This is a genomic window from Phenylobacterium terrae, from assembly GCF_042681205.1.
Taxonomy (GTDB): domain Bacteria; phylum Pseudomonadota; class Alphaproteobacteria; order Caulobacterales; family Caulobacteraceae; genus Phenylobacterium; species Phenylobacterium terrae.
Genome location: NZ_JBHUEY010000006.1, coordinates 164366 through 188853 on the forward strand (window position 1 = coordinate 164366; position 24488 = coordinate 188853).

The window sequence follows — 24488 nt, forward strand, 5'->3', positions numbered from 1 at the left end:
CCGCCGCCGCGCCGCGCGTCTTCTCCCTAGACCAGTGCGCCGACCAGTATGTGCTGGCGCTCAGCCCCCGCGAGGCGATCGTGGGGCTGTCGACCCGCGCCGACGACGCCGATTCGCGCCTGCGCGAGCGCGCCCGCGGCCTGCCGCTGCGGCGCTCGACCTTGGAGTCGGTGCTCGCCGCCCGCCCGGACATCGTGGTGCGTCACTGGGGCGGCGACGCCAAGCTGCTGGCGGCCCTGCGTCGCCACGGCGTCACGGTCGTCGACGTGCCCGAGGCGCAGGACTTCGCAGAGGTGCGCGACGGACTCCGCAAGGTCGGCGTCGCGCTCGGCCGCCCCGGGCCGGCCGAGGCGCTGATCGGCGAGATGGACGCCCGCCTCGCCCGCGCCGCCGGCGCCTGGGAAGGCAAGCGGGCCCTCTACGTCACGCCGGGCGGCGCGACCGCGGGGGAGGGAACCCTGATCGGCGCGATGCTCAAGGCGGCCGGCCTGACCAGCGCCGCCGAGCGGCCGGGCTACTCCACCGTCTCCCTCGAGGCGCTGGCGATGCGGCCGCCGACGGCCGTCGTGCTGGGCTTCTTCGACTCCTTCATGCTTGCCAACACCTACTGGGGGCCGGGGCGGCACCAGGCGCTGCGCAGGGCGGCGCAGGGCCGGACCATCGCCTCGCTGCCCGGGGCGGTGCTGGGATGTCCCGGCTGGTTCGTGGCCGAGGCGGCCGAGACCCTGGCGCTGCGGGCGCCGAAGTGAGCGCGCTGCGGCTGAATGGGCCGTTGCTGGCCGGGCTCGTGCTGCTCGCCGTCCTGGGGCTGGCGCTCGGCGAGACGGCGCTCGACGCCGGCGGCTACCTGCGCGCCCTGCAGCCCGGCACGCCCGAGGCGCAGATCCTGTGGGACATCCGGGCGCCGCGCATCGCCGCCGCCGCCGCCGTCGGGGCGGCCCTGGGCCTGGCCGGGGCGGTGATGCAGGGACTGCTGCGCAACCCATTGGCCGATCCCGGCGTGCTCGGCGTCTCGGCCGGCGCAGGCCTGGGCGCCGCCCTGGCGATCTCGGCAGGACTGGCGGCGCTGCCGGGCGGCGTCGAGGCCGCGGCCCTGGCGGCGGCGCTGGCGACCGGGGCGTTGCTGACGGGGCTCGCCGCCCGGTTCCGCGAGCCCGAGACCCTGATCCTGTTCGGCGTGGCCCTGTCGGCCTTCGCCGGCGCGCTCACCAGCCTCATCTTCAACCTCTCGCCGTCTCCGATCGCGACCAGCGAGATCCTCGCCTGGCTGCTGGGCTCGGTGGCGAACCGCGACTGGGGCGACCTGGCGCGCGCGGCGCCGCCGATGCTGGCGGGGGCGGGGCTCTGCCTCTACGCGGCCCGCGGCCTGCTGATGCTGACGCTGGGCGAGGAGGCGGCGGCGCTGTCCGGCCTGCCGATGGCGCGGCTGCGGGCCGCGGCCGTGGCCGGAGCGGCGCTGCTGACCGGCGCGGCGGTGGCCATGGCCGGGATCATCGGCTTCGTGGGCCTGGCCGCCCCCCACCTGGTGCGCGCCGCGGCGGGGGCGGACCCGGCCCGGACGCTGACGCCCTCGGCCCTGGCCGGCGCGGCCCTGCTGGTCGGCGCGGACCTGGCCGGCCGGCTGATCCCCACCGACCAGGAGCTGAAACTGGGCGTCGTCACGGCCCTGTTCGGCGCGCCGCTGTTCGCCCTGATCGCCTGGCGCGCGGCCCGGAGCTGGCGCGGATGAGCCTGGCGCTCGAGGTGACCGGTGCGCGGGCGCGCCTCGGCCGGGTGGAGGCCCTCTCCGGCGCCTCGCTCGCCGTGCGACCCGGCGAGCTGGTCGGGCTGGTGGGCCCCAACGGCGCGGGCAAGACGACCCTGCTGCGCGCCGCCCTTGGCCTGGTTCGCCTGCAGGCGGGGGCGGCCCGACTCGGGGGGCGGGAGGTCTCGGCCCTCTCCGACCTCCAGCGCGCGTCGCTCGCCGGCTACCTGCCCCAGGAGCGGCGGGTGGGCTGGAACCTGCCGGCCTGGCGCATCGCCAGTCTCGGCGCGGCGGACCGTGCGCCGGCGCAGGCGCGGGAGGCGGCGATGCAGGCCCTCGCTCGGGTCGGCATGGCGGACCAGGCCGCTCGCGGCGTGCTCGACCTCTCGGGCGGGGAGCGCGCGAGGGTGCTGTTCGCCCGGCTGCTGGCCACGGCCGCCCCGCTGCTCGCCGCCGACGAGCCCGCCGCCGGCCTCGATCCGGACGCCCAGCTGCTGGCCCTCGAGCTGCTGCGGGAGGAGGCCGGCGCGGGCCGCGCAGTCGTCGCCACCCTGCACGACCTCGGCCTCGCCGCCCGCAGCTGCGACCGGATCGTGGTGATCGCCCGCGGCAGGACCGTCGCCGACGGACCTCCGCAGGAGGCGCTTTCGCCGGCCGTGCTCTCGCAGGTGTTCGGTCTGGACGGCGAGCTCGTCTCGACCGAGCGGGGTCCCGTGCTGGCCGCGAGACGGAGCCGGCGCTGAGACGCCTCAGGGCTGAGCCTGGAGCGCGCCGACCAGCTTCACGAGGGCGTCCTCGAAGACGGGCTGGGTCAGGTAGGGAGAGCCCTCCAGGACCGCGGCGCGGACGGCGCCGATCACGGCCCGCGACATCACGAAGGCGTCGACGGCCTCGGGGCCGCTCGGCCACAGCACGTCCGCGGATTCGCTCTCCAGCATCGCCTTCAGCACGGCGCGGCGGGTGGCCGGCCGGTCGGAAAGCGCGCGGACGTAGGCGCGAATCCGCGCCCGCCGCTCGCTGACGCCGGCCGCCATCAGCTCGGCGGCGATGCCGTCCATGCGGGCGTTCTCTCGCCGCCCGATGGCGACCAGGATCGCCTGCTTGTTCGGGTAGTACTGATAGAGCGTGCCGATGGAGACGCCGGCCCGTTCGGCGATGCGGTTGGTGGTCAGGGCCGGCTCGCCCAGCTCCTCCAGGATGCGAGTTGTCGCCTCGAGGATGGCCGCGCAGGTGGCCTGCGCCCGCGCCTGGCTCGGCGCACGTCTTTGATTCCGTTGCGCGGCGGCCAAGGCCGGGTTCCTCCGCCGAAAGCGAGTAGCGAAGCTGAGCAATGCTCAGAAAGCTTGCACGGTCAACGGACGGAGGCGCGGATGAGTTGGGCGAAGGATCGGCTGCAGGCCCTTGTGGAGCGGCGGGCGGAGCCGCCGGCGGTGGTGGCGCAGCTCCGGCTGGGGACGCTCGACGCCTGGGGCGAGGGCTGGGTGAGGAAGCGCTGGGAGCCGGCCGCGGACGTGCTGGGCGCCGACGGCTCGTTGTTCGGGGGCCACCTGGCGGCGCTGGCCGATCAGGTGCTGACCTTCGCGGCCATGACCTGCGTGCCCGAGGACTGCGTCTTCCGCACCGGCAGCCTGCAGGTGCAGTTCCTGCGGGTCGGCGCCGCGCGGACGGTGGACATCGAGGCTCGCGTGCTGGCGCACGGCCGCCGCGTCATCGCCGCCGAGGCCGAGTTCCGGCAGGAAGATCGACTGATCGCCAAGGCCTACGCCCAGCAGATCGTGCTGCCGGGGGCGTCGGCCTGAGCGCGCAATAAGCGGGGCCCGCTCATGCGGACGAAAGCGAGAGGTCAGGCGCGCGGGGGCGGCCCGGCTGTTCGGCGAGGCGGCGACACTCCTCGTGCAGCCATTCGCGGAACAGCATCAGGCCCGGTGTCGGCGCCTTGGACTTCAGCCAGGTGAGCCAGTAGCCCCCGAGCGGGGCCTCGACGCCGAAGGGCTGCACAAGGGCGCCGCGCGCGATGCGAGCGGAGAACATCGATGCGGGCGCCAGGGCGACGCCAAGCCCCATCTCGGCCGCCTCGACCATCGCCAGCGAGCTGTCGAAGACCGGCCCGCGGAGGGGTGGGATCGCGAGGCCCGCGCGGTCGAACCACCGCGCCCACTCGTCGGCCCGATAGGAGCGGAGCAGGGTCTCCGACAGCAGGTCATGCGGCTGCGACAGGCGGCGAGCGACGCCCGGGGCGCACAGGGGGCTCAGCGCCGCGTCCATGAGCCACTCGGCGTGGGTGGCGTGCCAGGAGCCGTCGCCGAAGCGGATGGCGCAGTCCAGTCCCTCGGCCGCGAGGTCGACGCGGTTGTTGTTGGTGAAGAGCCGCACCTCCAGATGCGGCGCGACGGCCGCCAGCGTGGAGATGCGCGGCAGCAGGCAGCCGGTCGCAAACGTGCCGACGACGCCCACATTGACGACTTCGCGCGGACGTCCCGCGCCCACGCGCTCGAGCGCATCGCCCAGGCGGTCCAGGCTCTCGGCGACGGCGGGGAGGAGGGCGAGCCCTTCGTCCGTAAGGGCCAGTCCGCGCGGCAACCTGCGGAACAGGCGCCGTCCCAGCCGCTCCTCGAGCCCTTTCACCTGCTGACTGATCGCCGCCTGCGTCACGCACAGCTCGATGGCCGCCCGGGTGAAGGACAGGTGCCGCGCCGCCGCCTCGAAGGCGCGCAGACCATTCAACGGAAGGTAGGGTCGCACCATGCGAGCCATCACTTTAGCTTATGGCTCGCACCAGGAAAGGTCCTTTGCGCCGCATCGCGCGGTCGCGTCATCAATGGAGGGCGAGGGGGGCGCCGGGCCTCCCCGACGAAGCGTGAGGAACCCGATGCGCACTCTCTTCCTGGCCCTCGCCCTGGCCGCCGCCGTGCCTTCTGTGTCGGCGGCGCAGGACGCTCATCAACGGGTGGAATGGAACCGTCCGGCCGCGCCCTTCAGGATCACCGGCGAGGTCTACTATGTCGGCACTGCGGGCCTAGCCGCCTACCTGATCGCAGATCCCAAGGGGCACGTGCTGATCGACGGCGGCCTGCCTGAGAGCGCGCCGCTGATCGCGAACAACATCGAACAGCTCGGCTTCAGGCTCAGCGACATCCGCTACCTGCTGATCAACCACTCCCATTTCGACCACTCGGGGGGCTTGGCCGAACTGAAGCAGCGCAGCGGCGCCAAGCTCGTGGCGAGCGCAGGGGACCGGGCCGACCTGGAGGCCGGCCGCTCGATCGGGCGTCCGGAGCTGGACGGCTTCCCTGCGGTGAAGGTGGATCGGGTGGTGAAGGATGGCGAGACGCTTCGCCTTGGCCGGACCGTCCTCACGGCTCACCTGACGCCTGGCCACACGCGCGGCTGTACGAGCTGGTCGCTGGCCGCGCCGACCGGCACGGTGCTGTTCGCCTGCAGCCTCACCGTCGCCGGCCAGAAGCTGACGGGCGATCCGGCCTACCCCGAGGCGGCCGCCGATTTCCGCCGCAGTTTCGCGAAGCTGCGCTCGTTGAGGGCGGACTACTTCCTCAACTTCCACCCGGAGTTCTTCGATTTGGAGGGCAAGCGGGCCCGGCTGTCCCAGGGCGCGGCCGACCCGTTCCGCGATCCGGCGGAGCTCCACCGGCAGGTCGAACGGGCCGAGCGGCTGTTCGAGAAGGAGCTGGCCGCGCAGACCGGCGGCTGACAGGCGTGGCCGACTGTAGCTGCGCTAGTCCGCCATCGCGGCCACGCGCGGACCGCCATAGCGGCCGCGGGCCAGATCCTGCGACAGGGTGATCCTGGTCGAACCGCCGGCGAGCTTGGCCTTGTAGACCTGCATGCCCTCCATCACCCGCATGACGTAGGTGCGGGTCTCGGTGAAGGGGATGCACTCGATGAAGTCGATCGGATCGGTCCCGGAGGTCCGCGGGTCGCCGCAGAAGGCGATCCACTGGGGCGGACGTCCCGGGCCGGCGTTGTAGGCGGCCGCGCCCAGCACGTAGGAGCCGCTGAACTGGTCCACCACCTGGCCCAGGTAGGACGAGCCCAGACGCATGTTGTAGTCCGGGTCGTGCAGGCGGCTGACCGAATAGTCGACGCCCATCTTGCGGGCGACGATCTGGGCGGTGGAGGGCAGCAGCTGCATCATCCCCCGCGCGTCGGCGGAGGAGCGGACCATCGGGTCGAAGCCGCTTTCCTGGCGGGTGATGCCCAGCACCAGGGCCGGCTCCGGCGCGCCGTGGACCTGCGGCGGCGTGCGCATCGGATAGCCCCGATCGGTCAGCACAAAGCCGCGTTGCGCGGCCCCGCGGGCGGCCTTCATCGAGGTGTCCTGGTCGCCGTAGCCGCGGATCAGGTCGATCAGCTGGGCCTGGTCGACGTCGCTTTCCAGGATGTCGTCCAGGTGCAGGGCGAAGACCTTGAAGGTGTCCTTCTGGCCGGACTGGAACAGCAGCCGCGTCGCCCTGACCACCTCGCGGCCCTCGAAGCGAGCCTTGTCCGAGGCGCCGATCTGCGGGTCCTTGGCCAGGGTGATGCGGCCGCCATCCACCTTCTCGCCGGCCAGCTGGCCGTAGAAGGCGGTGTTGTACTTGGCCGAGGCCGCGTAGTGCCGCTGGGCTTCGCCTCTGTTGCCCTGCGCCTCGGCCGCCCGGCCGAGCCAGTAGAGGGCCTTGGAGCGGGTGATCGGCGAGGAGCCGATCTTCTCCAGGTTGGCGAAGTGGACCTGCGCCTGGCGCGCGTTCTTCAGCTTCGTCAGGGCGATCCAGCCGGCGTAGAACTCCAGCTCCGCGGCCGGCACGCCGCTCGTCAGGCCGCTGTTCGCGGCCGCCGTGTAGGCGCCCCGGTAGTCGCGGGTCTTCAGGGCGTCGAGGATCAGCGGATAGCGCACCTCCCAGATGCGGTCGGCCGCATCCTCGTGCAGCGCCTCCTTGGGCCCGTTGGCGAGCTGGTTGCGCGCCATCACGGTCAGGCCCTTGCGGCGGTAGTAGCCGGCGCGTTCGAAGGCGAGGCCCGGGTGCGAGGCCAGGTTGGCGGGCACGGCGGAGGCCAGCTGCAGGGCGTCGGATCCGCCGTTGCGCAGGGCCATCCGCGCCTGCGCCAGCGCGCGGTGATCGGGCGGCAGCAGGGAGACCATGTCGCGCGTCGCCGGCCCGTGCGTGCCGTAGAGCAGGGTGTCGGCCCGGCGGACGTGGTCGTCCTGGCTCAGCACGTCGCCGAAGCGGGCCAGCATGGTGCGCTGGGCCGAGGCCTCGAAGACCTTGTTGCGCCAGAAGTTGCGGATGAGGTTGGTCGCCAGCTGCGGCTGGCCGCCGGCGCGGAAGGCCGAGGCCAGGGCCATGGCGCCCTCGGGCGTCACCGGGTCCTTGCCGCCGAACCAGGCGATGATCTGCTGCGGGCTCTGGCCGGAGGTCTCCAGCAGCTTCTCGGCCAGCTCCTGCCGCCGCGCGCCGCGCGGGAAGTCGGCCAGCTCGCGACGGGCGCGGTCGACCTCGGCGAAGCTCATCGTCTCGCCGTTGACGTCCACCAGCGCCCAGAGGGCGACCTTGCGGGCGACCGGGTCCTTGATGGCCGACATGGCGCTGCGGGCGCCGGCCACGTCGCGGCGGCGCGCGGCCTCCATCGCCTGGACCATCAGCTGGGAGTCGCCCATCGCCACCGGCGCGGCCGCGCGGTACGGCTGCGGCGCGGCGGGCAGGGCGGGCGCCGGCTCAGGGCTGGAGGCCTGCGGGCCCAGCGCCTGGGCGGCGGCGACGCCGGCCAGCAGCGCCACAGCGCTGAATCCATAGAGGGCTTTGCGGGCCGAGGAGGTCAATGACGGTCTCCAGGTCGCGCCGAAGGCGATGAATCGTTGCGGGTGGGGGATAGGGGGCCATATTGTCCCGCCAAATCCCAGTCGCAACTTTGTGCGACGCATTCACGGCAATTTGCACTCCCAATGGTTGAACCCTTGTTCCGCGGCGTTTTTCCGGCCCTCGTGACCCCGTTTCGCGACGGCGCCGTGGACGAGGACGCTTTTGTCGCACTGGTCGAGCGGCAGATCGCCGGGGGCGTGCACGGCCTTGTGCCGGTCGGCACGACCGGCGAGAGCACCACCCTGAGCCACGGGGAGCATCGCCGCGTCGTCGAGCTGTGCGTCCAGACCGCGCGCGGGCGCGTGCCGGTGATCGCCGGGGCCGGCTCAAACTCCACCGCCGAGGCGATCGAGCTCGTCCAGCACGCCAAGCAGGTGGGCGCCGATGCCGCGCTGGTCGTCGCGCCCTACTACAACCGGCCGAGCCAGGAGGGCATCTACGCCCACTACAAGGCGATCAACGACGCCGTGCAGCTGCCGATCCTGCTCTACAACGTGCCCGGGCGCACGGTCGTGGACATCAGCAACGAGACGGTCGCGCGGCTGGCCAAGCTGCCCAACATCGTCGGCATCAAGGACGCCACCGGCGACCTGGCGCGCGCCAGCATCCAGCGGCTGGAGTGCGGGGAGGGCTGGTGCCTCCTGTCGGGCAACGACGACACCGGCCTGGGCTATATCGCGCACGGCGGACACGGCTGCATTTCGGTGACCGCCAACGTCGCGCCGGAGGCCTGCGCCCAGATGTACAACGACGCCCTGGCCGGCCAGTGGAAGGGCGCCCTCTACGGCCAGGACCGGCTGATCCGCCTGCACAAGGCGCTGTTCGCCGACGCATCGCCCGCGCCGACCAAGTTCGCCCTGGCCCAGCTCGGGCTCTGCAGCGAGGAGCTCCGGCTGCCGATCACGCCCGCGTCCGAGGCCGCCCGCGCCCAGGTCCTGGCGGCGATGAAGGAAGCCGGCGTCCACTGATGGCCGGCAAGGTGATCGCCGAGAACCGGCGGGCGAGGTTCGACTACTTCCTCGAGGACTTCACCGAGGCGGGCATCGCGCTGACCGGGTCGGAGGTGAAGTCGCTGCGCGGCGGCAAGGCCAACATCGCCGAGAGCTATGCGGCGGTGGAGGGCGACGAGATCGTGCTCGTCAACGCCGACATCCCGCCCTACGCCGGCGCCAACCGCTTCAACCACGAGCCGCGGCGGCCCAGGAAGCTGCTGCTGCACCGCCGCCAGATCGACAAGCTGATCGGCGCCGTGCAGCGGGAAGGGCGCACCATCATCCCGGTGAAGCTCTACTGGAACGAGAAGGGCCTGGCGAAACTCGAGATCGCGCTCGCCAAGGGCAAGAAGATCCACGACAAGCGCCAGACCGAGGCCGACCGCGACTGGCAGCGCGACAAGGCCCGGCTGCTTCGGGACCGCGGGTGATCGACGCCGCCGACGTCGAGGCCATCGAGCGAGCGACCATCGCCGCCCTGCCGCCCGAGGCGGTGATCGAGATCGGCGGCTGGCTCGTCGCCCTGGGCGCCGGCGCGGCGCGCCGCTCGAAGAGCGCCGTGCCGCTCAGCCACGAACTGGCGGCCGACGCTGCGGCCCTCGACGCGATCGAGGCCGCCTACGCCGAGCGGGGCCTCACGCCCGGCTTCCGCATCTGCGACGGGCCGGGCCTGGACGGGGTCCGGGCGGCCCTCGCCGACCGCGGCTATCGCCCCGAGCAGCCGACGCTCGTCAAGGTCGGAGACGTCGCCGGCATGCGCCAAGTCTGCGGCGGCGAACCGGCGGAGGTGATCGCGAGCCCGGACGAGAGCTGGAAGGCGGTCTTCCTGGGGCCGGGGTTCGACCCGGCCGACGGCGCCAGCCGGATCGACCTCCTCACCCGTTCCGGAGAGAACCGTTTCGGCGCGGTGCGTGACGCCGCCGGCGCGGCCCTGGCCGTCGGCGTCGCCTCCTTCGGCGACGGCTGGGCCAGCGTGCACGGCATGCGCACCGCCGCCGCGCACCGGGGGCAGGGGCTGGCCGGCCGCGTCCTGGCGGGCCTGGCCCAGTCCGCCGAAGACCGCGGCCTCACCCGCGTCTTCCTGCAGGTGGAGGAGCCGAACGCGCCGGCCCGCAGCCTCTACCGCCGGGCAGGCTTTCGGCCGGCGTGGCGGTACTTCTACTGGTCGAAACCGCCGGGCCAGGGCGCCTAGAGCACCAGCCCAGCGCCCATCGGTTGGTGACCGCTCAGGATGACCACCATCTCCTGCCCGACGCCGTCGCCGTTGATGTCGAACTCCAGCCGGGTCTGGTTCATGCCGTAGTCGATCACCGGCCTGACCTGGCCGGCGGTCCCGGTGAAGGCGCCTACGAACTCAAACGCTTGATCGCCGGCTACGCCCGGATTGGCGTCCACGCCCGAGACGTCGACGAGGTCCCCCAGGCTCCAGTCGAAGTCCAGCACCCGGTCGGGCGCGGCGGCGGTCGAATGTGCAGCGTTTGCGATCACAAACCGATCGGCGCCGGCGCCGCCTAGCAGATCGTCGGCGCCGGCTCCGCCGTGCAGGTGGTCGGCCCCGCCGCCGCCGTCGAGGGTGTCGTTCCCGCCCAGGCCGTAGAGGTAGTTGTCGGCGCCGTTCCCGGCCCCGGAGTCGTCCCCCGAGCCCAGCACCAGCCCCTCGATCTCGGCGAACACGTCGCCGGCTGCGGCCCCGGTGTTGGCGCCGGGGTTGGCCAGAGAGGCGGTGAAGCCGCCGTAGGCCTGGTCGTCGTAGCGGGCGTAGTCGAAGCCGGCCCCGCCATGCAGGTAGTCGGCCCCGGCGCCGCCGAACAGGTTGTCGGCTCCGCCCATGCCGTAGAGGTAGTTGGCGCCGGCGTCGCCGTAGGCGACATCGTTGCCGCTTCCCAGCACCAGGCCTTCGATCTCCACCAGCACGTCGCCGGCCGCCGCTCCCGAATTGCGCGCCGGGGCGGCGAGCGAGACGGTGAAGCCGCTCGTCTCCGCATCGTAGCGGACGTAGTCGAAGCCCGCGCCCCCGTGCAGGTAGTCGGCCCCCGCGCCGCCGATCAGGTTGTCGTGGCCGGCCATGCCGTAGAGGTAGTTGGCGCCCGCGTCGCCGTAGGCCCAGTCGTTTCCGCTCCCGAGGATCAGGCCCTCGATCTCGACGAACACGTCGCCGGCGGCCGCGCCGGTGTTGTGCGCCGGGTCGGCCAGCGAGGCGGTGAAGCCGCTCGTCTCCGCATCGTAGCGGGCGTAGTCGAAGCCGGAGCCGCCGTGCAGGTAGTCCGCCCCGGCCCCGCCGTAGAGATTGTCGTGGCCGGCCATGCCGTAGAGGTAGTTGTCGCCGCCGTCGCCGTAGCCGACGTCGTTGCCGGTCCCCAGCACCAGGCCCTCGATGCCGATCAGCACGTCGCCCGCCGCTGCGCCGGTGTTCAGCGCCGGGTTGGAAAGCGAGACGATGAAGCCGGCGTAGGCCTGGTCGTCGTAGCGGACGTAGTCGAAGCCCGCCCCGCCATCCAGGGTGTCGGCCCCGCCGCCGCCGTAGAGAATGTCGTGCCCGGCCAGGCCGTCGAGCCGGTTCGCGCCGCCGTCGCCGACCAGCCGATCGTTCCGGTTCGTGCCCGACAGGTTCTCGATACCCAGCAGCACGTCCCGTCCGAGCCCCTCGCCGACGTCCTGGGGCCCGGCGACCAGCAGGCTGACCTGCACGCCGGTCGCGCCGGCGCTGTTCGCATAGGTCACTCGGTCGATCCCCGCCCCGCCGGAGAGCGTGTCGTCGCCCCGCCCACCCTCGAGCAGGTCATCGTCGTCGCCGCCCGCGAGGCTGTCGTCGCCGGAGCCGCCGAACAGGATGTCGCCGCCCGCCAGCCCGTCGATCGTGTCGTTGGCGAGCCCGCCCCGGACGTGGTCGGGACCGGACGTGATCGCGCCTTCGATGAAGCTGACGATCGTGGCGCCGTTGTTGAAACCGAAGCCCTCGATCCCGCTGATCGCATCCGTGCCGTCCGGGCTGCCTGTGCGCAGATCGCGGATCTGCCAGACGGTCGTGACGCCGCTGACGATCATGTAGTCGGACTGCGACCCGGACAGGATCAGCAGGTCGTCGCCGTCGCCGCCTTCGACGTGGTCGTTGCCGGCCCCGCCGGAGAGGGTGTCGTGGCCCGCGCCGGCATTCAGGCTGTCCGCGCCCGCGGCGCCGACGAGACTGTCGTCGCCCGCCGCGGACGAGATCGTGTCGGAGCCGTCGTTGCCCGTCAGCGTGTCTGCGCCGGATCCGCCGTTGATCAGCTGGTCCGCGGGCGAAGGCTCCAGGGCGTCCTCGATGGTCATCATCTGGGCGCCGCTGGAGAAGCCGATCCGCTCGACCTCCGACACTAGGTCGACGCCGTCGCTCCCTCCATTGAGATGCTCGATCCGGACGCCGCCGGCGGTCGCGGTGATCGAGTAGGCCGTGCGCGCGCCGGTCAGGATCACCACGTCGTCGCCGTCCCCGCCGGTGAGGGAGTCCTCGCCTCCGCGGCCGTGCAAGGTGTCGTCGCCCGCCCCGCCGACGAGCGCGTTGGCGGCGGCGTTCCCGGCGAGGCGGTCGGCGAACGCCCCGCCGACGACGCGCTCGATGCGGACCAGGACGTCGTTGTCTTGCCAGACCCAGCTGCGGGTCAGGTCGATGTCGAGCGCGCTGGCCGCCAGGCCGTAGTCGGCCACGTCGTAGCCGTCGCCGCCGTCCAGGAAGTCCCCGTCCTTCACCCCCACCAGCTTGTCGTCGCCGGCGCCGGCGACGATGCTGATGGACGGCACGCCGCCAGTGAGGGTGTCGGCGTAACCGCTGCCGAGCAGCCGCTCGATATTCGAGATCTTGTCCTGGCCCTGACCGCCCCCGACGGTCTGCGGTCCGGAGATCCTCATGTCGACGACGACGCCCGCGCCCGCCGCGGCGTAGGAGAGGGTGTCGTGGTTGGCTCCGCCGTCGATGGTGTCGTCGCCGGCCCCGCCGTGCAGCGTGTCGTCGCCGGCCGCACCGTCCAGGCTGTCGCCCCCCTCGCTGCCGAGGAGGCTGTCCGCGCCGTCGCCGCCGGACAGGGTGTCGTGGCCGGGACCGCCCCAAACGATGTCGGCGCCGCCGGCCCCGCCGAGGCTGTCGTCTCCGCCGGCGCCGAACAGGACGTCCCAGAGCGATGCGCCGAGGTGCGAGTCACCGCCGGGTGAGCCGGCGAAGCCCGGCACGACCGCCGTCGGGGCCGTGAGGAAGGGCTCGAAGTCGATCCTGTGGACCAGCCACTGCGGGTCGTCATTCGCGTCTCGGATCATCGCTCCGATCACCTGCGGATCGGTCGTGCCCCAGTAGTTGCCGACGGCGTTCATATCGCCCTGGCCCTCGTCCGTGGTGGAGAGGGTGGGGCGTCCCACGTTCAGGAAGCTGTTGCCCGTGACCTGGGGCATCTCCGTGAGCGACGCACCCGAGGACATGATCGTCAGCCCGGCGGAGGCCGGGTCGCTGGCGATGAAGACGTTGCCGCTGATGGTGATCGGCCCGTCGACGTAGGTCGTGATCCGGCCGCAGTCGATCAGCAGGTTTCCGTCGATCAGCACGCTGTCGGCGTAGGTGAGGTTCCAGCCGCCGACGCCGATCAGCGCGCTGTTGGTGATCGAGACATTCCAGGAGGAGCCGACGGCGGAACTGGCGAGGAACGATCCGCCGCGCCAAAGCGCGTGCGCGATGTCCACCGTTCCATCGTTCAGATACGGCCCCTCGGTGATGGTGATCGCCACGTCGTCCAGCGAGACGGCGTTGGCCGCCGTCCCCTGCACATGCAGGGCCCCGCGGACATCCAGCTTGAAGCCCCCGCCGACAACCTTCGCGCCGGCCTCGATTGTCAGCGACACGCCCTCGCCGACGACGGTGTCTTCGGACAGGACGTAGGTCTGACCCGCCTGCCAGACGGTGTCACTGGAAATGATCACGTTGCGCCCCGCCCTGAACTCAACCCATGGTCAAGCTTCAACAGCCGTTCCGTCGGGGCGAGTCAAGCCGGGTCGCGCGGCGAGCGAACGGTCCTAGAGCGCCAGCCCCGACGCGCTCGGGAACTGGCCGGTGAGGAGGATGAGCATCTCCTGGCCGACGCCGTCGCCGTTCAGGTCGAACTCCAGCCGGGTTTCGTTCCGGGCCGCGTCGACCACCGCCCGCACCTGGCCCACGGTGTTCGTGAACGAGGCGACGAAGGCGAAGGCCTGGTCGCCGGACTGTCCGGGGTCGGCGTCGAGGGCCGAGACGTCGATGACGTCGCCCTGGCCGGGATCGAAGTCGAGCACCCGGTCGGGTCCGCTGGCCCTCGAGTGGCTGGCGCTGGAGATGACGAACCGGTCGGCGCCGGCCCCGCCGTGCAGGTGGTCGGCCCCGCCGCCGCCATCGAGGGTGTCGTCGCCGGCCATGCCGTAGAGGTAGTTGTCGGCGGCGTCGCCGACGCCGGAGTCGTTCCCGCTTCCCAGCACCAGGCCCTCGATCTCGGCGTAGCGGTCGCCGGCCGCGGCCCCGGTGTTGGCACCGGGGCTGCCCAGCGAGGCGGTGAAGCCGGCGTAGGCCTGATCGTCGTAGCGGGCGTAGTCGAAGCCGGCGCCGCCATGCAGGTAGTCGGCGCCCGCGCCGCCGATCAGGTTGTCATGGCCGCCCATGCCGTAGAGGTAGTTGGCGCCCGCGTCGCCATATCCGAAGTCATTGCCGGAGCCGAGGATGAGCCCCTCGATCTCGGCGTAGCGGTCGCCGGCCGCCGCGCCGGTGTTGCGCGTTGGGTCGGCCAGCGAGGCGGTGAACCCGGGATAGGCGGCATCGTCGTAGCGGACGTAATCGAAGCCGGCCCCGCCGTGCAGGTGGTCCGCGCCGGCCCCGCCGATAAGGTTGTCGTGGCCGCCCATGCCGTAGAGGTAGTTGTCGGCGCCGTCGCCATAGCCCCAATCGTTGCCGCTGCCCAGCACCAGCCCCTCGATGGCGACGAACACGTCGCCGGCCGCCGCGCCGGTGTTGCGCGTCGGATCCGCCAGCGAGGCGGTGAAGCCGGCGTAGGCGGCATCGTCGTAGCGGGCGTAGTCGAAGCCCCAACCGCCATCGAGCGTGTCGGCCCCGCCGCCGCCGTAGAGGTGGTCGTGGCCGCCGCGGCCGAGGATGCGGTTCGCCCCGGCGTCGCCATAGCCGCGATCGGACCCCGGGCTCAGGACCAGGCCCTCGATCGAATCGTAGGTGTCGCCGGCCGCCGCCCCGGTGTTGCGGGCAGGGTCGGCGAGCGAGGCGGTCAGGCCCCCGAACCCGGCGTCGTCGTATCGCGCCTCGTCGAAGCCGAGGCCGCCGGCGTGGTGGTCGGCGCCGGCGCCGCCGAACAGCGCGTCGTCGCCGTCGCCGCCGTCGAGGGCGTCGTTCCCGGCGCCGCCGAACAGCCAGTCGTCGTCCCCCGCGCCGGCCAGGACGTCGTCGCCCGCGTCGCCGACCAGCACATTGGCCCCGCCGTCGCCGATCAGGGTGTCCGAAAGGGTGCTTCCCCACACGCCCTCGATCTCGAAGAGCCCGTCCGACCCCGACGTCGCGCCGACCGCCTGCGCGGCGCCCAGGTCCACCGACACGCCCCCGGCGTCGGTGAACACCGCCCAGTCGAAGCCGATTCCGCCGACCAGCCGGTCGTCGCCGGCGTCGCCGAACAGGGCGTCGTCGCCCGCATCGCCGGCCAGCGTGTCGGCGCCGTCGCCGCCGAACAGCGCATCGGACTCGTCGCCGCCCGCCAGCTGGTCGTCGCCCAGCCCGCCGGACAGGGCGTTCCGGCCCGCGTCGCCGCTGAGCGTGTCGCCGAAGTCCGATCCCCACAGCCCCTCGATGCTGACGAGGGTGTCCAGGCCCATGCCGCCGCCAACGTCCTGGGCGGTGGCCAGGGCCAGGCTGACGACCACGCCCGCGCTCGCCGCACGGTAGGTGACCGCGTCGTAGCCCGCGCCGCCGTCCAGCCGGTCGGCGCCTGCGCCCCCGTCCAGCCAGTCCCAGCCGCCGCCGCCGCTCAGCGAGTCGTCGCCGTCGTCGCCCGCCAGGTGGTCATGCCCCGCCCCGCCGTCCAGCACGTCGGCGTCGGCGCCGCCGGACAGCTGGTCATCGCCGTCGGCGCCGGCGAGGCTGTCGGACCCCGCCAGGCCCGATACGGTCTCGCCCGTGGAATCGCCCGCAAACGTGTCGTCGCCGACGGTCTCCGCCGGCCCCGGACTCCAAACTCCCAAATCGCCCTCCTATCGCCGGCGTCTATCCTGCGGCGACAGCGTGTCGGGCGGGTTAACCGCTTGGTTTTTCGTCGAAAACCGGGTGCGCGACAGTGTCGCAGGAGCGCCGCGGGCGCGCGGCGGGGGCCTAGAGCACCAGCCCCAGAGCGGTCGCGAACTGGCCGGTGAGCAGGATCACCATCTCCTGGCCGGCGCCGTCGCCATTGAGATCGAACTCCAGCCGGGTCTGGTTCAGGCCGGCGTCGACCACGGCGCGGACCTGGCCGGCGGTTCCGCTGAACGCGGCGACGAAGGCGAAGGCCTGGTCGCCGCCCTGGCCGGGGTCGGCGTCCACGGCCGAGACGTCGATCAGGTCGCCCTCGCCGGGGTTGAAGTCCAGCACCCGGTCGGGCGCGGCGGCGCTGGAGTGCGCGGCGCTGGAGACCACGAACCGGTCGCCGCCGGCTCCTCCGTGCAGGTGGTCGGCGCCGGCGCCCCCGTCGAGGGTGTCGTTCCCGCCCAGGCCGTAGAGGTAGTTGTCGGCGCCGTTCCCGGCCCCGGAGTCGTCCCCGCTCCCCAGCACCAGCCCCTCGATCTCGGCGAACACGTCGCCGGCTGCGGCCCCGGTGTTGGCGCCGGGGTTGGCCAGAGAGGCGGTGAACCCGCCGTAGGCCTGGTCGTCGTAGCGGGCGTAGTCGAAGCCGGCCCCGCCATGCAGGTAGTCGGCTCCGGCGCCGCCGAACAGGTTGTCGGCTCCGCCCATGCCGTAGAGGTAGTTGGCGCCGGCGTCGCCGTAGGCGACATCGTTGCCCCCGCCCAGCACCAGGCCTTCGATCTCCACCAGCACGTCGCCGGCCGCCGCTCCCGAATTGCGCGCCGGGGCGGCGAGCGAGACGGTGAAGCCGCTCGTCTCCGCATCGTAGCGGACGTAGTCGAAGCCCGCGCCGCCGTGCAGGTAGTCGGCGCCCGCGCCGCCGATCAGGTTGTCGTGGCCGGCCATGCCGTAGAGGTAGTTGGCGCCCGCGTCGCCGTAGGCCCAGTCGTTTCCGCTCCCGAGGATCAGGCCTTCGATCTCGACGAACACGTCGCCGGCGGCCGCGCCGGTGTTGTGCGCCGGAACCGCCAGCGAGGCGGTGAAGCCGCTCGTCTCCGCATCGTAGCGGGCGTAGTCGAAGCCCGAGCCGCCGTGCAGGTAGTCCGCCCCGGCCCCGCCGTAGAGATTGTCGTGGCCGGCCATGCCGTAGAGGTAGTTGTCGCCGCCGTCGCCGTAGCCGACGTCGTTGCCGGTCCCCAGCACCAGGCCCTCGATGCCGATCAGCACGTCGCCCGCCGCTGCGCCGGTGTTCAGCGCCGGGTTGGAAAGCGAGACGATGAAGCCGGCGTAGGCCTGGTCGTCGTAGCGGACGTAGTCGAAGCCCGCCCCGCCATCCAGGGTGTCGGCCCCGTGGCCGCCGAACAGGTGGTCGTGGCCTGAGCCGCCGGTCAGGCGGTCGTCGCCCGCCTCTCCGAACAGGAGGTCATCGCCGCCCGCGCCGTTCAGGAGGTCGCCGCCGTCCCAGCCGAACAGCGTCTCCGCCGCGGCGGAGCCGGCGATCGTGTCGGCGAACACGCCCCCTAAGACCCATTCGAAGCCGGAGAGCGTGTCCTCGCCGGACGAGAAGCCCCGGCCCGCGGCCAGGTCGACCTGAACCGCCATCGTCGCCGACTCGTACGAGAGGAGGTCGAAGCCTGCACCTCCGGCCAGCCAGTCTCCATCCCGGCCGCCCTCGATCCAATCGTCGCCGGCCCCACCGTCGATGCTGTCTGCGCCGAAGTCGCCGAATAGACCGTCCGAGAAGGCGCCGCCCAGGAGCGTGTCGGTCCCGTCCTCTCCGTAGACGTCGCCGCTGATCGCGCCAAGACGCCCGTCGTAGACATCGTTGCCCACCCCGAGGAAGACGAAGCCGTCGACAAGCCCTTCGTTCCGGAGCTCCCCGTGCCCGTGGCCAAGGTCGACGATTCCGCGCATCGTGCCGCTGTTGCGGAACAGAAGAAGGTTCTCGTCCGACACGTACGGCCACACGATCAGGGCGTACTCGCCTTCGATCGTGCCCGAGTTGTGGAAGATCTGCCCGGCTCCGAAGGTCGCATTCCAACGCACCGCGACGGAGAGGTAGTCCGGGTCGTTGTCGGTCGCCCGGATCAGGCCGGAGTTCTGCAGCTCGCCCCCGAACCCATTGATGATGACGGCCTGCGTTCCAGTTCCGCCGGAGACGACGATGTTCCCGGAGTTCAGGACGGCGCCGGCGTTCGATAACCGCACGCCGTGCGCGAATCCGCCTGAGGTGACGGTGAACTCGCCGCTGTTCCGGAAGGTCCACGGGCCGGCGTCCCAGGTGACGAGCCCTGTGGCCCAGGACGCCGCCTCAATGTCGAAGACCCCTTCGTTGATGAACTGGGGTGACCAGCTGCTCGCAGCGTAGCCCGTCAGTTCCCCGTACGGGTCGGTCAAGGTCGCGCGAACGGCGCCGCCCGCGCTGATGTGGACGACGCCGTCCTGCCAACCGTATCCGATGCCGATGACGAAGTGGTCTCCGCTGTTCGCCTGCATGAGGACTTCGCCGTCTATGTACAGCGAAGGTGACGGAGCGCCGTGGTCTTCGATCCAGAAGGCGGCTTCATTGGTGAAGCTCAGCGTCTCGCCCGGGTAGACCCTGAAGTCGGAATAAACGTGGATCGTCGCCACAGCCCCCTCCACCCCGCCTGACTTCGGGTTTCGGCTTACACCGATAGAATTGGTCCCGCGCAGCGACCTCTAGTCAAGCTTGTAGGCCGCGAGTTGAACGCCTCGCGCGTGTGATGGGGCAGCGCGCCGGTCATCGGGAGGCGACGCCTGATCAGTGGATGGCTGGTTGTAGTCGGGAGGGGGACCCGCGCGCGCCCTAGCTCTTCCCGCGGTCCACCGTCTCGACGCTGGGGTTCGCCCGCAGGGCGGCGGCGATGTGGGTGAGGTGACGGGCGTCCTTGACCTCGACTTCGAACTCGACGTCGAAGAAGTCCTGCTGGCGGTGTCGCATGCGCAGGTTGACGATGTTGCCGCCGGCTTCGCCGATCACCGTGCAGGTCTGGCCGAGCACGCCGGGCGCGTTGCGGATGGTGGCCATCAGCCGGGCCCGCGAGATGGTGTTGCGCTCGGCCTCGGGCGTCCACTGCAGGTCGCGCCACAGCTCCTCGCGGTCCTCGTAGGCCTCGAGCTGTTCGCAGTCGATGGTGTGGATGGTCAGGCCTTCACCCTCGGGCTCCACGATGCCGACGATGCGGTCGCCGGGCACCGGGCTGCAGCAGCGGGCGAAGTGCAGCGACACGCCCGGGGTCAGGCCGCCGCCGCGCACGTAGAGCCGGGCGCCCTTGCCGCCCTCGATCCGCCGCTGGGCGGTGGCCGCGTCGCGCTCGGAGATGTTGAGGCCGGGGAAGACGATGTCCAGCACCTGGGTCGGCGTGATCCGCCCGCGGCCGAGGGATTCGAAGAGGTCGTCCTCGGCGGTGAGGGCGAAGCGGTCCAGCGCCGGGCGAAGCGAGACGTCGCTGCGCGCCTTGCCGGCCCGCTCGAAGGTCTGGTCCAGGCTCGCCCGGCCGAGGCGGACGAACTCCTCCTTCTCGGTCTGGCGGATGTGGCGGCGGATGGCCGAGCGGGCCCGGCCGGTGACGGTCAGGCTGCGCCAGTCGGGCGGCACGACGGGCTTGCCGCCGCGGATCACCTCCACCACGTCGCCGTTCTGCAGCGGCGTGCGCAGGGGGCGCAGCTCGCCGTTGATCTTCACTCCGATGCAGGTGTCGCCGACGTCGGTGTGGACGGCGTAGGCGAAGTCCAGCGGCATCGCGCCCCTGGGCAGGCTGACCAGCTGGCCCTTGGGGGTGAAGACGAACACCTGGTCGAGGAACATCTCGAGCTTGGCGTGCTCGACCAGCTCCTCGGCGTCGCCGCCGTGCTCCAGCACCTGGACCAGGTGGCGCAGGTTGACCAGCGGGTCGCGGCCGCCGGCGGCGGCCTGGGCCTCGGCGTCGAAGCCGTAGGACTGGTCCTTGTAGCGCCAGTGGGCGGCCACGCCCTCTTCGGCCACGCGGTCCATCGCCTCGGTGCGGATCTGCATCTCGATGCGCATGCCGCGGGGACCGACGACGGTGGTGTGCAGCGAGCGGTAGTTGTTCCGCTTGGGCGTGGAGATGAAGTCCTTGAACCGCTCGGGCACGCTGGGCCAGGCGCGGTGGATGACGCCGAGCGCGCGGTAGCAGTCGTCCTCGGTGTCGACGATCACCCGGAAGGCGTAGATGTCGGAGAGCTGGGAGAAGCCGATCGACTTGCGCTGCAGCTTGCGCCAGATCGAGTAGGGGTGCTTCTCGCGGCCGAACACCCGGGCCGGGATGCCGGCCGTCTCAAGCTTGGCGGCGATCTCGCCCGAGACCAGGGCCACCGCGCCGCCCTGTTCGGTGCGCAGGGCCTCGAGCCGGCGGCGGATGGCGTCGCGGGCCACCGGATTGAGATGGGTGAAGGCCAGCTCCTCCAGCTCCGAACAGATCCGGTGGACGCCGATGGAGCGGGCGAGGGGGGCGTAGATGTCGAGCGTCTCGCGGGCGATCCGCTCGCGCTTGGCCGGACTCTTGATGTGCTCCAGCGTGCGCATGTTGTGCAGCCGGTCGGCCAGCTTGACCATCAGGACGCGCACGTCCTTGGAGATGGCCAGGATGAACTTGCGCAGGTTCTCCGCCTGGCGGGTGTGCTCGGCGGCGAGCTCCAGCTGCGAGAGCTTGGTCACCCCCTCGACCAGTTCGGCGATCTCCAGGCCGAACTTCTCCTCGATGTCCTGGCGCGAGGCGACCGTGTCCTCGATGACGTCGTGGAGCAGGGCGGTGACGATGGTCGCCGTGTCCAGCCGGTAGTCCGTCAGGATCCCGGCGACCTCGATGGGGTGGGCGAAGTAGGGGTCGCCCGAGGCCCGCTTCTGCGAGCCGTGCATGCGGATCGCGTAGACGTAGGCGCGGTTGAGCAGCGCCTCGTCGGCGGTCGGGTCGTACGACTTGACCTTCTCGATCAGCTCGTACTGACGCAGGTAGCGCGGCCGCTGGGCGGGCGCGACTTTGGGAAGGGCGGCGGCTCGCGCCGCCTTGAGAGGGAGCGGATCTGCGCCGGGCAGGCTCAGTACCGCTCCTCCTGACCGCCGTCGCGGTCGCTTTGCAGGGCGCGCACGAGCTCGAGCTCGCTCATCTGCATGTGGGTCGGATCGGCCAGCAGGGCCAGGGTTTCGGCCTCTTCCTCGGCCTCGGAGCGCTCGTCGACGCGCTGCAGGGTGCCGATCAGGCTCTCGCGCAGCTCTTCGGAATCCACCACGTCGTCGGCGATCTCGCGCAGGGCCACGACCGGGTTCTTGTCGTTGTCGCGATCGACCGCCAGCGGCGCGCCGGACGAGATGGCGCGGGCGCGATGGGCCGCGAGCAGCACGAGGCTGAAGCGGTTGGGGACCTTCTCGATGCAGTCTTCGACCGTGACGCGGGCCATGGAGTCTCTCTAGCGGGGAGGAAGAACCTGGAAAGATAGCGAGCGCTGACTGATTGTGCAATGCCGCATGACCCGGGAGGGGCCAATGAACAGCGTCGTCCTCGAGCCGGCCGGGGCCGACCGGATCGCGACCCTCGCCAACCTCTTCCAGCTCTACACCCACGACTTTTCGGAGCACTGGGCGGGAACGGACGAGGGCGAGCTGGAGGAGGACGGCCGATTCGCCCCGTACCCGTACCTCGAATCCTACTGGAGCGACGCTGATCGCGTACCGCTGCTTCTAAGGGCCGCAGGCCGGCTTGCGGGCTTCTGTCTGATCAACCGTCACCACCATGGCGCGAGGCCGGTGGACTGGAACGTGGCGGAGTTCTTCGTGGTCCGGAAACATCGCCGGGCCGGCGTCGGGGCGGCCGCCGCGACCGCCGTCTTCCAGGCCCGGCCGGGCGTCTGGGAGGTGGCGGTGGCGCGGCGGAACACGGGCGCGCTCGTCTTCTGGCGCGGCGTCATCGAGAGCCAGCCGGGACTTTCCGCCCTGCACGAACTCGACGACGCAAGCGACTGGGACGGCACGGTTTTCCGGTTCAGGATCGGGTGAGGGGGGCGGCGTCCCGGCCCACCGTCGCGGCCGCCGCCAGCTCGGCCGCCGTCTTGTCCAGCACGGGGTGGCGCCAGGTCGGCGCGACCTCGGCGAGGGGGCCCATCACGAACCGCCGCTCGTGCGCCCGGGGGTGGGGCAGGGTGAGGGCCGGATCGTCCCTGACCAGCCGCCCGTAGGCGATCAGATCGAGGTCCAGCGTGCGGGGCGCGTTCTTGCCCTCGCGCACCCGACGGAAGGCCGCTTCCACCTGAAATAGTGTGTTCATAAGGGCTTCCGGCCCCCGGTTCGCCTCGACAAGGACGACGCCATTGCGATACTCAGGGCCTGACGGGTCGGGCCAGGCGGCCGAACGCCACCAGCCGGACCGCGCCAGAACCGGCAATCCCGCCTCCACCAGCTTGGCCACGGCGGCCTCGAGAAGGGCTTCGGACGAGACGAAATTCCCGGCAAGGTTGCCGCCCAAGGCGACGACGACGATTTCGTCCAGATCCAAGACCCTAGAGCTCCCTCTGAAGCAGGACCCCCTCCAAGGATGACCTTCTATCCCACGGACAGGCTGGCCTTGTTCATTGACGGCGCGAACCTCTACTCGGCCGCCAAGGGGCTCGGGTTCGACATAGACTACCGCAAGCTCCTCGAGGAGTTCCGCAAGCGCGGCAAGCTGATCCGCGCCTACTATTACACCGCCCTGGTGGAGGATCAGGAGTATTCGCCGATCCGGCCGCTGGTGGACTGGCTCGACTACAACGGCTTCCGCCTGGTGACCAAGCCGGCGCGGGAATACACCGACGCCCAGGGGCGCAAGCGCTGGCGCGGCGACATGGACGTCGAGATCGCCGTCGACATGATGGAGATGGCCGGCCACGTCGACCATCTGGTGCTGTTCTCCGGCGACGGCGACTTCCGGGTGCTGGTGGAAGCCATCCAGCGCAAGGGCTGCCGGGTGACGGTGGTCTCCACGGTCAAATCCCAGCCGCCGATGGCCTCCGACGACCTGCGCCGCCAGGCGGACAACTTCGTCGACCTGGCGGACCTGGCCGAGATCATCGGCCGGCCGTCGCGCCTGCCGCGGATGATCCAGGAAGCCCGGGCCGAGCGCGAGGCGGAGGCGGATGCCGACGTCGACTAGCGCTTCGGCGCTGCCGCCGCCCAGTTCCGAACCGCTCCGCGACTGCCCCCTCTGCCCCCGGCTGGTGGCCTACCGGCGCGCGAACCAGGCCGAGCATCCCGACTGGTTCAACGGCCCGGCGCCGTCGTTCGGCGATCCCGAGGCGCGGCTGCTGGTCGTGGGCCTGGCGCCCGGCCGCATGGGCGCGAACCGGACCGGCCGGCCGTTCACCGGCGACTACGCCGGGGTGCTGCTCTACGAGACGCTCCTGAAGCTGGGCTTCGCCCGGGGCCGCTACGAGGCCCGGCCGGACGACGGCCTGCAGCTGGTCGACTGCATGATCACCAATGCGGTGCGCTGCGCGCCTCCGGGGAACAAGCCGGAGACCAGCGAAGAGACCAACTGCCGCCAGTTCCTGACCGGCACGATCGAGGCGCTGCCGAGGCTCAAGGTGATCGTCACCCTGGGCGACGTCTCGCGCCGCAACGTCCTGCGGGCCCTGGGCCTGAAGGCCTCGGCCGGCATCGCCGGCCACGGCTCGGAGTTCGCCGCCGGTCCCTACACGGTGCTCAACAGCTACCACTGCTCGCGGCTGAACACGAACACCGGCCGGCTGACCGCGCCGATGTTCGAGGCCGTGTTCGAGCGGGCGAAGGCGCTGCTGGACGGCTAGTTGCGCGGCTCGGGGTAGTCGTAGTCGGGCTCGGGATACTCGGGCTCGCGGTACTCCGGCTCGTAATCGTCGTAGGGCTCGGCGTAGCCCCGGCGATAGTAGCTCTCGCTGTGCCGGTAGTAGGCGCGCGGCCGCTCGTAGCAGCAGGGGTCGTATCCTCCGCGGCCGTAGTAGCGCGGCGGCGGCGGCGGCGGGGGCGGGCCATAGACGGCGGCGTAGTCGTACATCGGGCGCGGCGGCCCGTAGATGGCCACGCCCCGCGACGTCGATCCGTAGACCGGCAGGCCCGAGTAGCGCGCGGTGCCGCAGGCCGCGGACGCCGATCCGGCGGCCGCGCCGGTGACCGCGCCGACAAAGCCGCCCAGGGCCGCCCCCTCCGCGACGACGCCGGCCGCCGCGGCCGCGCCGCCGGCCAGACCGCCCAGAAGCAGTCCCGTCAGACCCCAACCCAGGGCCCGGTTGCCGGCCTCACGCCGGCAGGGATCGGCGGGGCCGTACCGATAGCCGTAGGCCGGTGGCGGGGGGGGATACCCGTAGCCGTAGCCGTATCCCACGGCCGGATAGGGATCGTAGTAGCCTTGCGCTTGTGCTGGGCCCGAAGCCGCCGCCAGGGCCGCCGCCGCCAGGGCCGCCGCCGGAAGGGTCCGCTTCATCGTCGCCTCCAAGTAACCGGTGGTGTGGGTACGCGTACCATCGACCGCGGAATACGGCAGACGAGCCCGCGGCGCGTCCCGAGTTGCGGCAGTCGCCCATCTTGGGCGCGGCGGCGGGGCTTG

Annotated in this window: 21 protein-coding genes; 11 read left to right on the forward strand and 10 right to left on the reverse strand. The window is 71.8% G+C overall.

Going from position 1 to position 24488, the window contains the following annotated elements; genetic code table 11:
• The first annotated feature begins 50 nt into the window (after window positions 1-50).
• The 3 genes from ACFSC0_RS15165 to ACFSC0_RS15175 are packed head-to-tail and all read left to right on the forward strand — an operon-like array spanning window position 51 to window position 2487.
• On the forward strand, window positions 51-749 hold the full coding sequence (locus ACFSC0_RS15165) for an ABC transporter substrate-binding protein (protein ID WP_377355199.1): 699 nt from the start codon (window positions 51-53) through the stop codon (window positions 747-749).
• Entirely contained in the window at window positions 746-1729 is a 984-nt protein-coding gene (locus ACFSC0_RS15170) for a FecCD family ABC transporter permease (protein WP_377280881.1), read from the forward strand. Before ACFSC0_RS15165 ends, ACFSC0_RS15170 begins: the two co-directional genes overlap by 4 nt.
• Window positions 1726-2487, forward strand: coding sequence for an ABC transporter ATP-binding protein (locus tag ACFSC0_RS15175; RefSeq protein WP_377280882.1), 762 nt, complete (start codon window positions 1726-1728; stop codon window positions 2485-2487). The genes ACFSC0_RS15170 and ACFSC0_RS15175 overlap by 4 nt, the downstream gene beginning before the upstream one ends.
• Before the next feature lie 6 nt (window positions 2488-2493).
• On the opposite strand, the gene ACFSC0_RS15180 is transcribed toward ACFSC0_RS15175, so the two are convergent.
• The gene (locus ACFSC0_RS15180) at window positions 2494-3033 is read right to left on the reverse strand and encodes a TetR/AcrR family transcriptional regulator (RefSeq protein ID WP_377280883.1); all 540 of its coding nucleotides are present in this window, start codon (window positions 3031-3033) and stop codon (window positions 2494-2496) included.
• 81 nt (window positions 3034-3114) lie between these two features.
• On the opposite strand from ACFSC0_RS15180, the gene ACFSC0_RS15185 reads away from it, so the two are divergent.
• Window positions 3115-3543: a PaaI family thioesterase gene (locus tag ACFSC0_RS15185; RefSeq protein WP_377280884.1), complete on the forward strand. Its 429-nt coding sequence runs from the start codon at window positions 3115-3117 to the stop codon at window positions 3541-3543.
• A 22-nt stretch (window positions 3544-3565) separates the two neighbouring features.
• Here ACFSC0_RS15185 and ACFSC0_RS15190 read toward each other — a convergent pair whose 3' ends face one another.
• Window positions 3566-4489, reverse strand: coding sequence for a LysR substrate-binding domain-containing protein (locus ACFSC0_RS15190; protein ID WP_377280885.1), 924 nt, complete (start codon window positions 4487-4489; stop codon window positions 3566-3568).
• A gap of 124 nt (window positions 4490-4613) precedes the next feature.
• Between ACFSC0_RS15190 and bla the strand changes: the two genes are divergently transcribed.
• On the forward strand, window positions 4614-5453 hold the full coding sequence (bla, locus tag ACFSC0_RS15195) for a subclass B3 metallo-beta-lactamase (RefSeq protein ID WP_377280886.1): 840 nt from the start codon (window positions 4614-4616) through the stop codon (window positions 5451-5453).
• Between the two features lie 24 nt (window positions 5454-5477).
• Here the strand turns inward: bla and ACFSC0_RS15200 are convergent, their stop codons facing one another.
• A complete protein-coding gene (locus ACFSC0_RS15200) occupies window positions 5478-7520 on the reverse strand; it encodes a lytic transglycosylase domain-containing protein (RefSeq protein ID WP_377355200.1) in 2043 nt (680 codons plus the stop codon).
• A 165-nt stretch (window positions 7521-7685) separates the two neighbouring features.
• On the opposite strand from ACFSC0_RS15200, the gene dapA reads away from it, so the two are divergent.
• The 3 genes from dapA to ACFSC0_RS15215 are packed head-to-tail and all read left to right on the forward strand — an operon-like array spanning window position 7686 to window position 9786.
• The gene (gene dapA, locus ACFSC0_RS15205; protein WP_377280888.1) at window positions 7686-8570 is read left to right on the forward strand and encodes a 4-hydroxy-tetrahydrodipicolinate synthase; all 885 of its coding nucleotides are present in this window, start codon (window positions 7686-7688) and stop codon (window positions 8568-8570) included.
• Window positions 8570-9025 carry an SsrA-binding protein SmpB gene (smpB, locus tag ACFSC0_RS15210; protein ID WP_377280889.1) on the forward strand — a complete coding sequence of 152 codons (456 nt, stop codon included), beginning with the start codon at window positions 8570-8572 and terminating at the stop codon, window positions 9023-9025. Before dapA ends, smpB begins: the two co-directional genes overlap by 1 nt.
• Window positions 9022-9786: a GNAT family N-acetyltransferase gene (locus tag ACFSC0_RS15215; RefSeq protein ID WP_377280890.1), complete on the forward strand. Its 765-nt coding sequence runs from the start codon at window positions 9022-9024 to the stop codon at window positions 9784-9786. The genes smpB and ACFSC0_RS15215 overlap by 4 nt, the downstream gene beginning before the upstream one ends.
• Here the strand turns inward: ACFSC0_RS15215 and ACFSC0_RS15220 are convergent.
• The 5 genes from ACFSC0_RS15220 to rpoZ form a co-directional block, all read right to left on the reverse strand.
• The gene (locus ACFSC0_RS15220) at window positions 9783-13535 is read right to left on the reverse strand and encodes a hypothetical protein (RefSeq protein ID WP_377280891.1); all 3753 of its coding nucleotides are present in this window, start codon (window positions 13533-13535) and stop codon (window positions 9783-9785) included. The genes ACFSC0_RS15215 and ACFSC0_RS15220 overlap by 4 nt on opposite strands.
• 93 nt (window positions 13536-13628) lie before the next feature.
• Window positions 13629-15821, reverse strand: a complete 2193-nt coding sequence (locus tag ACFSC0_RS15225) for a calcium-binding protein (RefSeq protein WP_377280892.1) — start codon at window positions 15819-15821, stop codon at window positions 13629-13631.
• Between the two features lie 127 nt (window positions 15822-15948).
• A complete protein-coding gene (locus ACFSC0_RS15230; protein ID WP_377280893.1) occupies window positions 15949-18525 on the reverse strand; it encodes a calcium-binding protein in 2577 nt (858 codons plus the stop codon).
• 196 nt (window positions 18526-18721) lie between these two features.
• Window positions 18722-20971: a RelA/SpoT family protein gene (locus ACFSC0_RS15235; RefSeq protein WP_377280932.1), complete on the reverse strand. Its 2250-nt coding sequence runs from the start codon at window positions 20969-20971 to the stop codon at window positions 18722-18724.
• A 2-nt stretch (window positions 20972-20973) separates the two neighbouring features.
• Entirely contained in the window at window positions 20974-21333 is a 360-nt protein-coding gene (gene rpoZ, locus ACFSC0_RS15240) for a DNA-directed RNA polymerase subunit omega (protein ID WP_377280933.1), read from the reverse strand.
• An 85-nt stretch (window positions 21334-21418) separates the two neighbouring features.
• Between rpoZ and ACFSC0_RS15245 the strand changes: the two genes are divergently transcribed.
• Complete coding sequence (locus ACFSC0_RS15245; protein WP_377280894.1) at window positions 21419-21928, forward strand: GNAT family N-acetyltransferase; 510 nt, start codon at window positions 21419-21421, stop codon at window positions 21926-21928.
• On the opposite strand, the gene folK is transcribed toward ACFSC0_RS15245, so the two are convergent.
• Window positions 21915-22424 carry a 2-amino-4-hydroxy-6-hydroxymethyldihydropteridine diphosphokinase gene (folK, locus tag ACFSC0_RS15250; protein ID WP_377280895.1) on the reverse strand — a complete coding sequence of 170 codons (510 nt, stop codon included), beginning with the start codon at window positions 22422-22424 and terminating at the stop codon, window positions 21915-21917. The genes ACFSC0_RS15245 and folK overlap by 14 nt on opposite strands.
• 39 nt (window positions 22425-22463) lie before the next feature.
• Between folK and ACFSC0_RS15255 the strand changes: the two genes are divergently transcribed.
• Together ACFSC0_RS15255 and ACFSC0_RS15260 are read left to right on the forward strand one after the other, a co-directional pair.
• A complete protein-coding gene (locus ACFSC0_RS15255) occupies window positions 22464-23060 on the forward strand; it encodes a LabA-like NYN domain-containing protein (RefSeq protein WP_377280896.1) in 597 nt (198 codons plus the stop codon).
• Window positions 23044-23712, forward strand: a complete 669-nt coding sequence (locus ACFSC0_RS15260) for a uracil-DNA glycosylase (protein WP_377280897.1) — start codon at window positions 23044-23046, stop codon at window positions 23710-23712. Before ACFSC0_RS15255 ends, ACFSC0_RS15260 begins: the two co-directional genes overlap by 17 nt.
• Here the strand turns inward: ACFSC0_RS15260 and ACFSC0_RS15265 are convergent.
• Window positions 23709-24365 carry a hypothetical protein gene (locus tag ACFSC0_RS15265; RefSeq protein ID WP_377280898.1) on the reverse strand — a complete coding sequence of 219 codons (657 nt, stop codon included), beginning with the start codon at window positions 24363-24365 and terminating at the stop codon, window positions 23709-23711. The two genes, ACFSC0_RS15260 and ACFSC0_RS15265, sit on opposite strands and share 4 nt — an antisense overlap.
• Window positions 24366-24488 lie beyond the last annotated feature (123 nt).

What these genes read in the sequence shown, in the direction of transcription:
- ACFSC0_RS15245 (WP_377280894.1), top strand. Translation starts at nt 21,419, where the DNA reads ATGAACAGCGTCGTCCTCGAGCCGGCCGGGGCCGACCGGATCGCGACC.
- ACFSC0_RS15255 (WP_377280896.1), top strand. Translation starts at nt 22,464, where the DNA reads ATGACCTTCTATCCCACGGACAGGCTGGCCTTGTTCATTGACGGCGCG.
- ACFSC0_RS15190 (WP_377280885.1), bottom strand. Translation starts at nt 4,489, where the DNA reads ATGGTGCGACCCTACCTTCCGTTGAATGGTCTGCGCGCCTTCGAGGCG.
- ACFSC0_RS15260 (WP_377280897.1), top strand. Translation starts at nt 23,044, where the DNA reads ATGCCGACGTCGACTAGCGCTTCGGCGCTGCCGCCGCCCAGTTCCGAA.
- ACFSC0_RS15185 (WP_377280884.1), top strand. Translation starts at nt 3,115, where the DNA reads ATGAGTTGGGCGAAGGATCGGCTGCAGGCCCTTGTGGAGCGGCGGGCG.
- rpoZ (WP_377280933.1), bottom strand. Translation starts at nt 21,333, where the DNA reads ATGGCCCGCGTCACGGTCGAAGACTGCATCGAGAAGGTCCCCAACCGC.
- dapA (WP_377280888.1), top strand. Translation starts at nt 7,686, where the DNA reads ATGGTTGAACCCTTGTTCCGCGGCGTTTTTCCGGCCCTCGTGACCCCG.
- smpB (WP_377280889.1), top strand. Translation starts at nt 8,570, where the DNA reads ATGGCCGGCAAGGTGATCGCCGAGAACCGGCGGGCGAGGTTCGACTAC.
- ACFSC0_RS15265 (WP_377280898.1), bottom strand. Translation starts at nt 24,365, where the DNA reads ATGAAGCGGACCCTTCCGGCGGCGGCCCTGGCGGCGGCGGCCCTGGCG.
- bla (WP_377280886.1), top strand. Translation starts at nt 4,614, where the DNA reads ATGCGCACTCTCTTCCTGGCCCTCGCCCTGGCCGCCGCCGTGCCTTCT.
- ACFSC0_RS15175 (WP_377280882.1), top strand. Translation starts at nt 1,726, where the DNA reads ATGAGCCTGGCGCTCGAGGTGACCGGTGCGCGGGCGCGCCTCGGCCGG.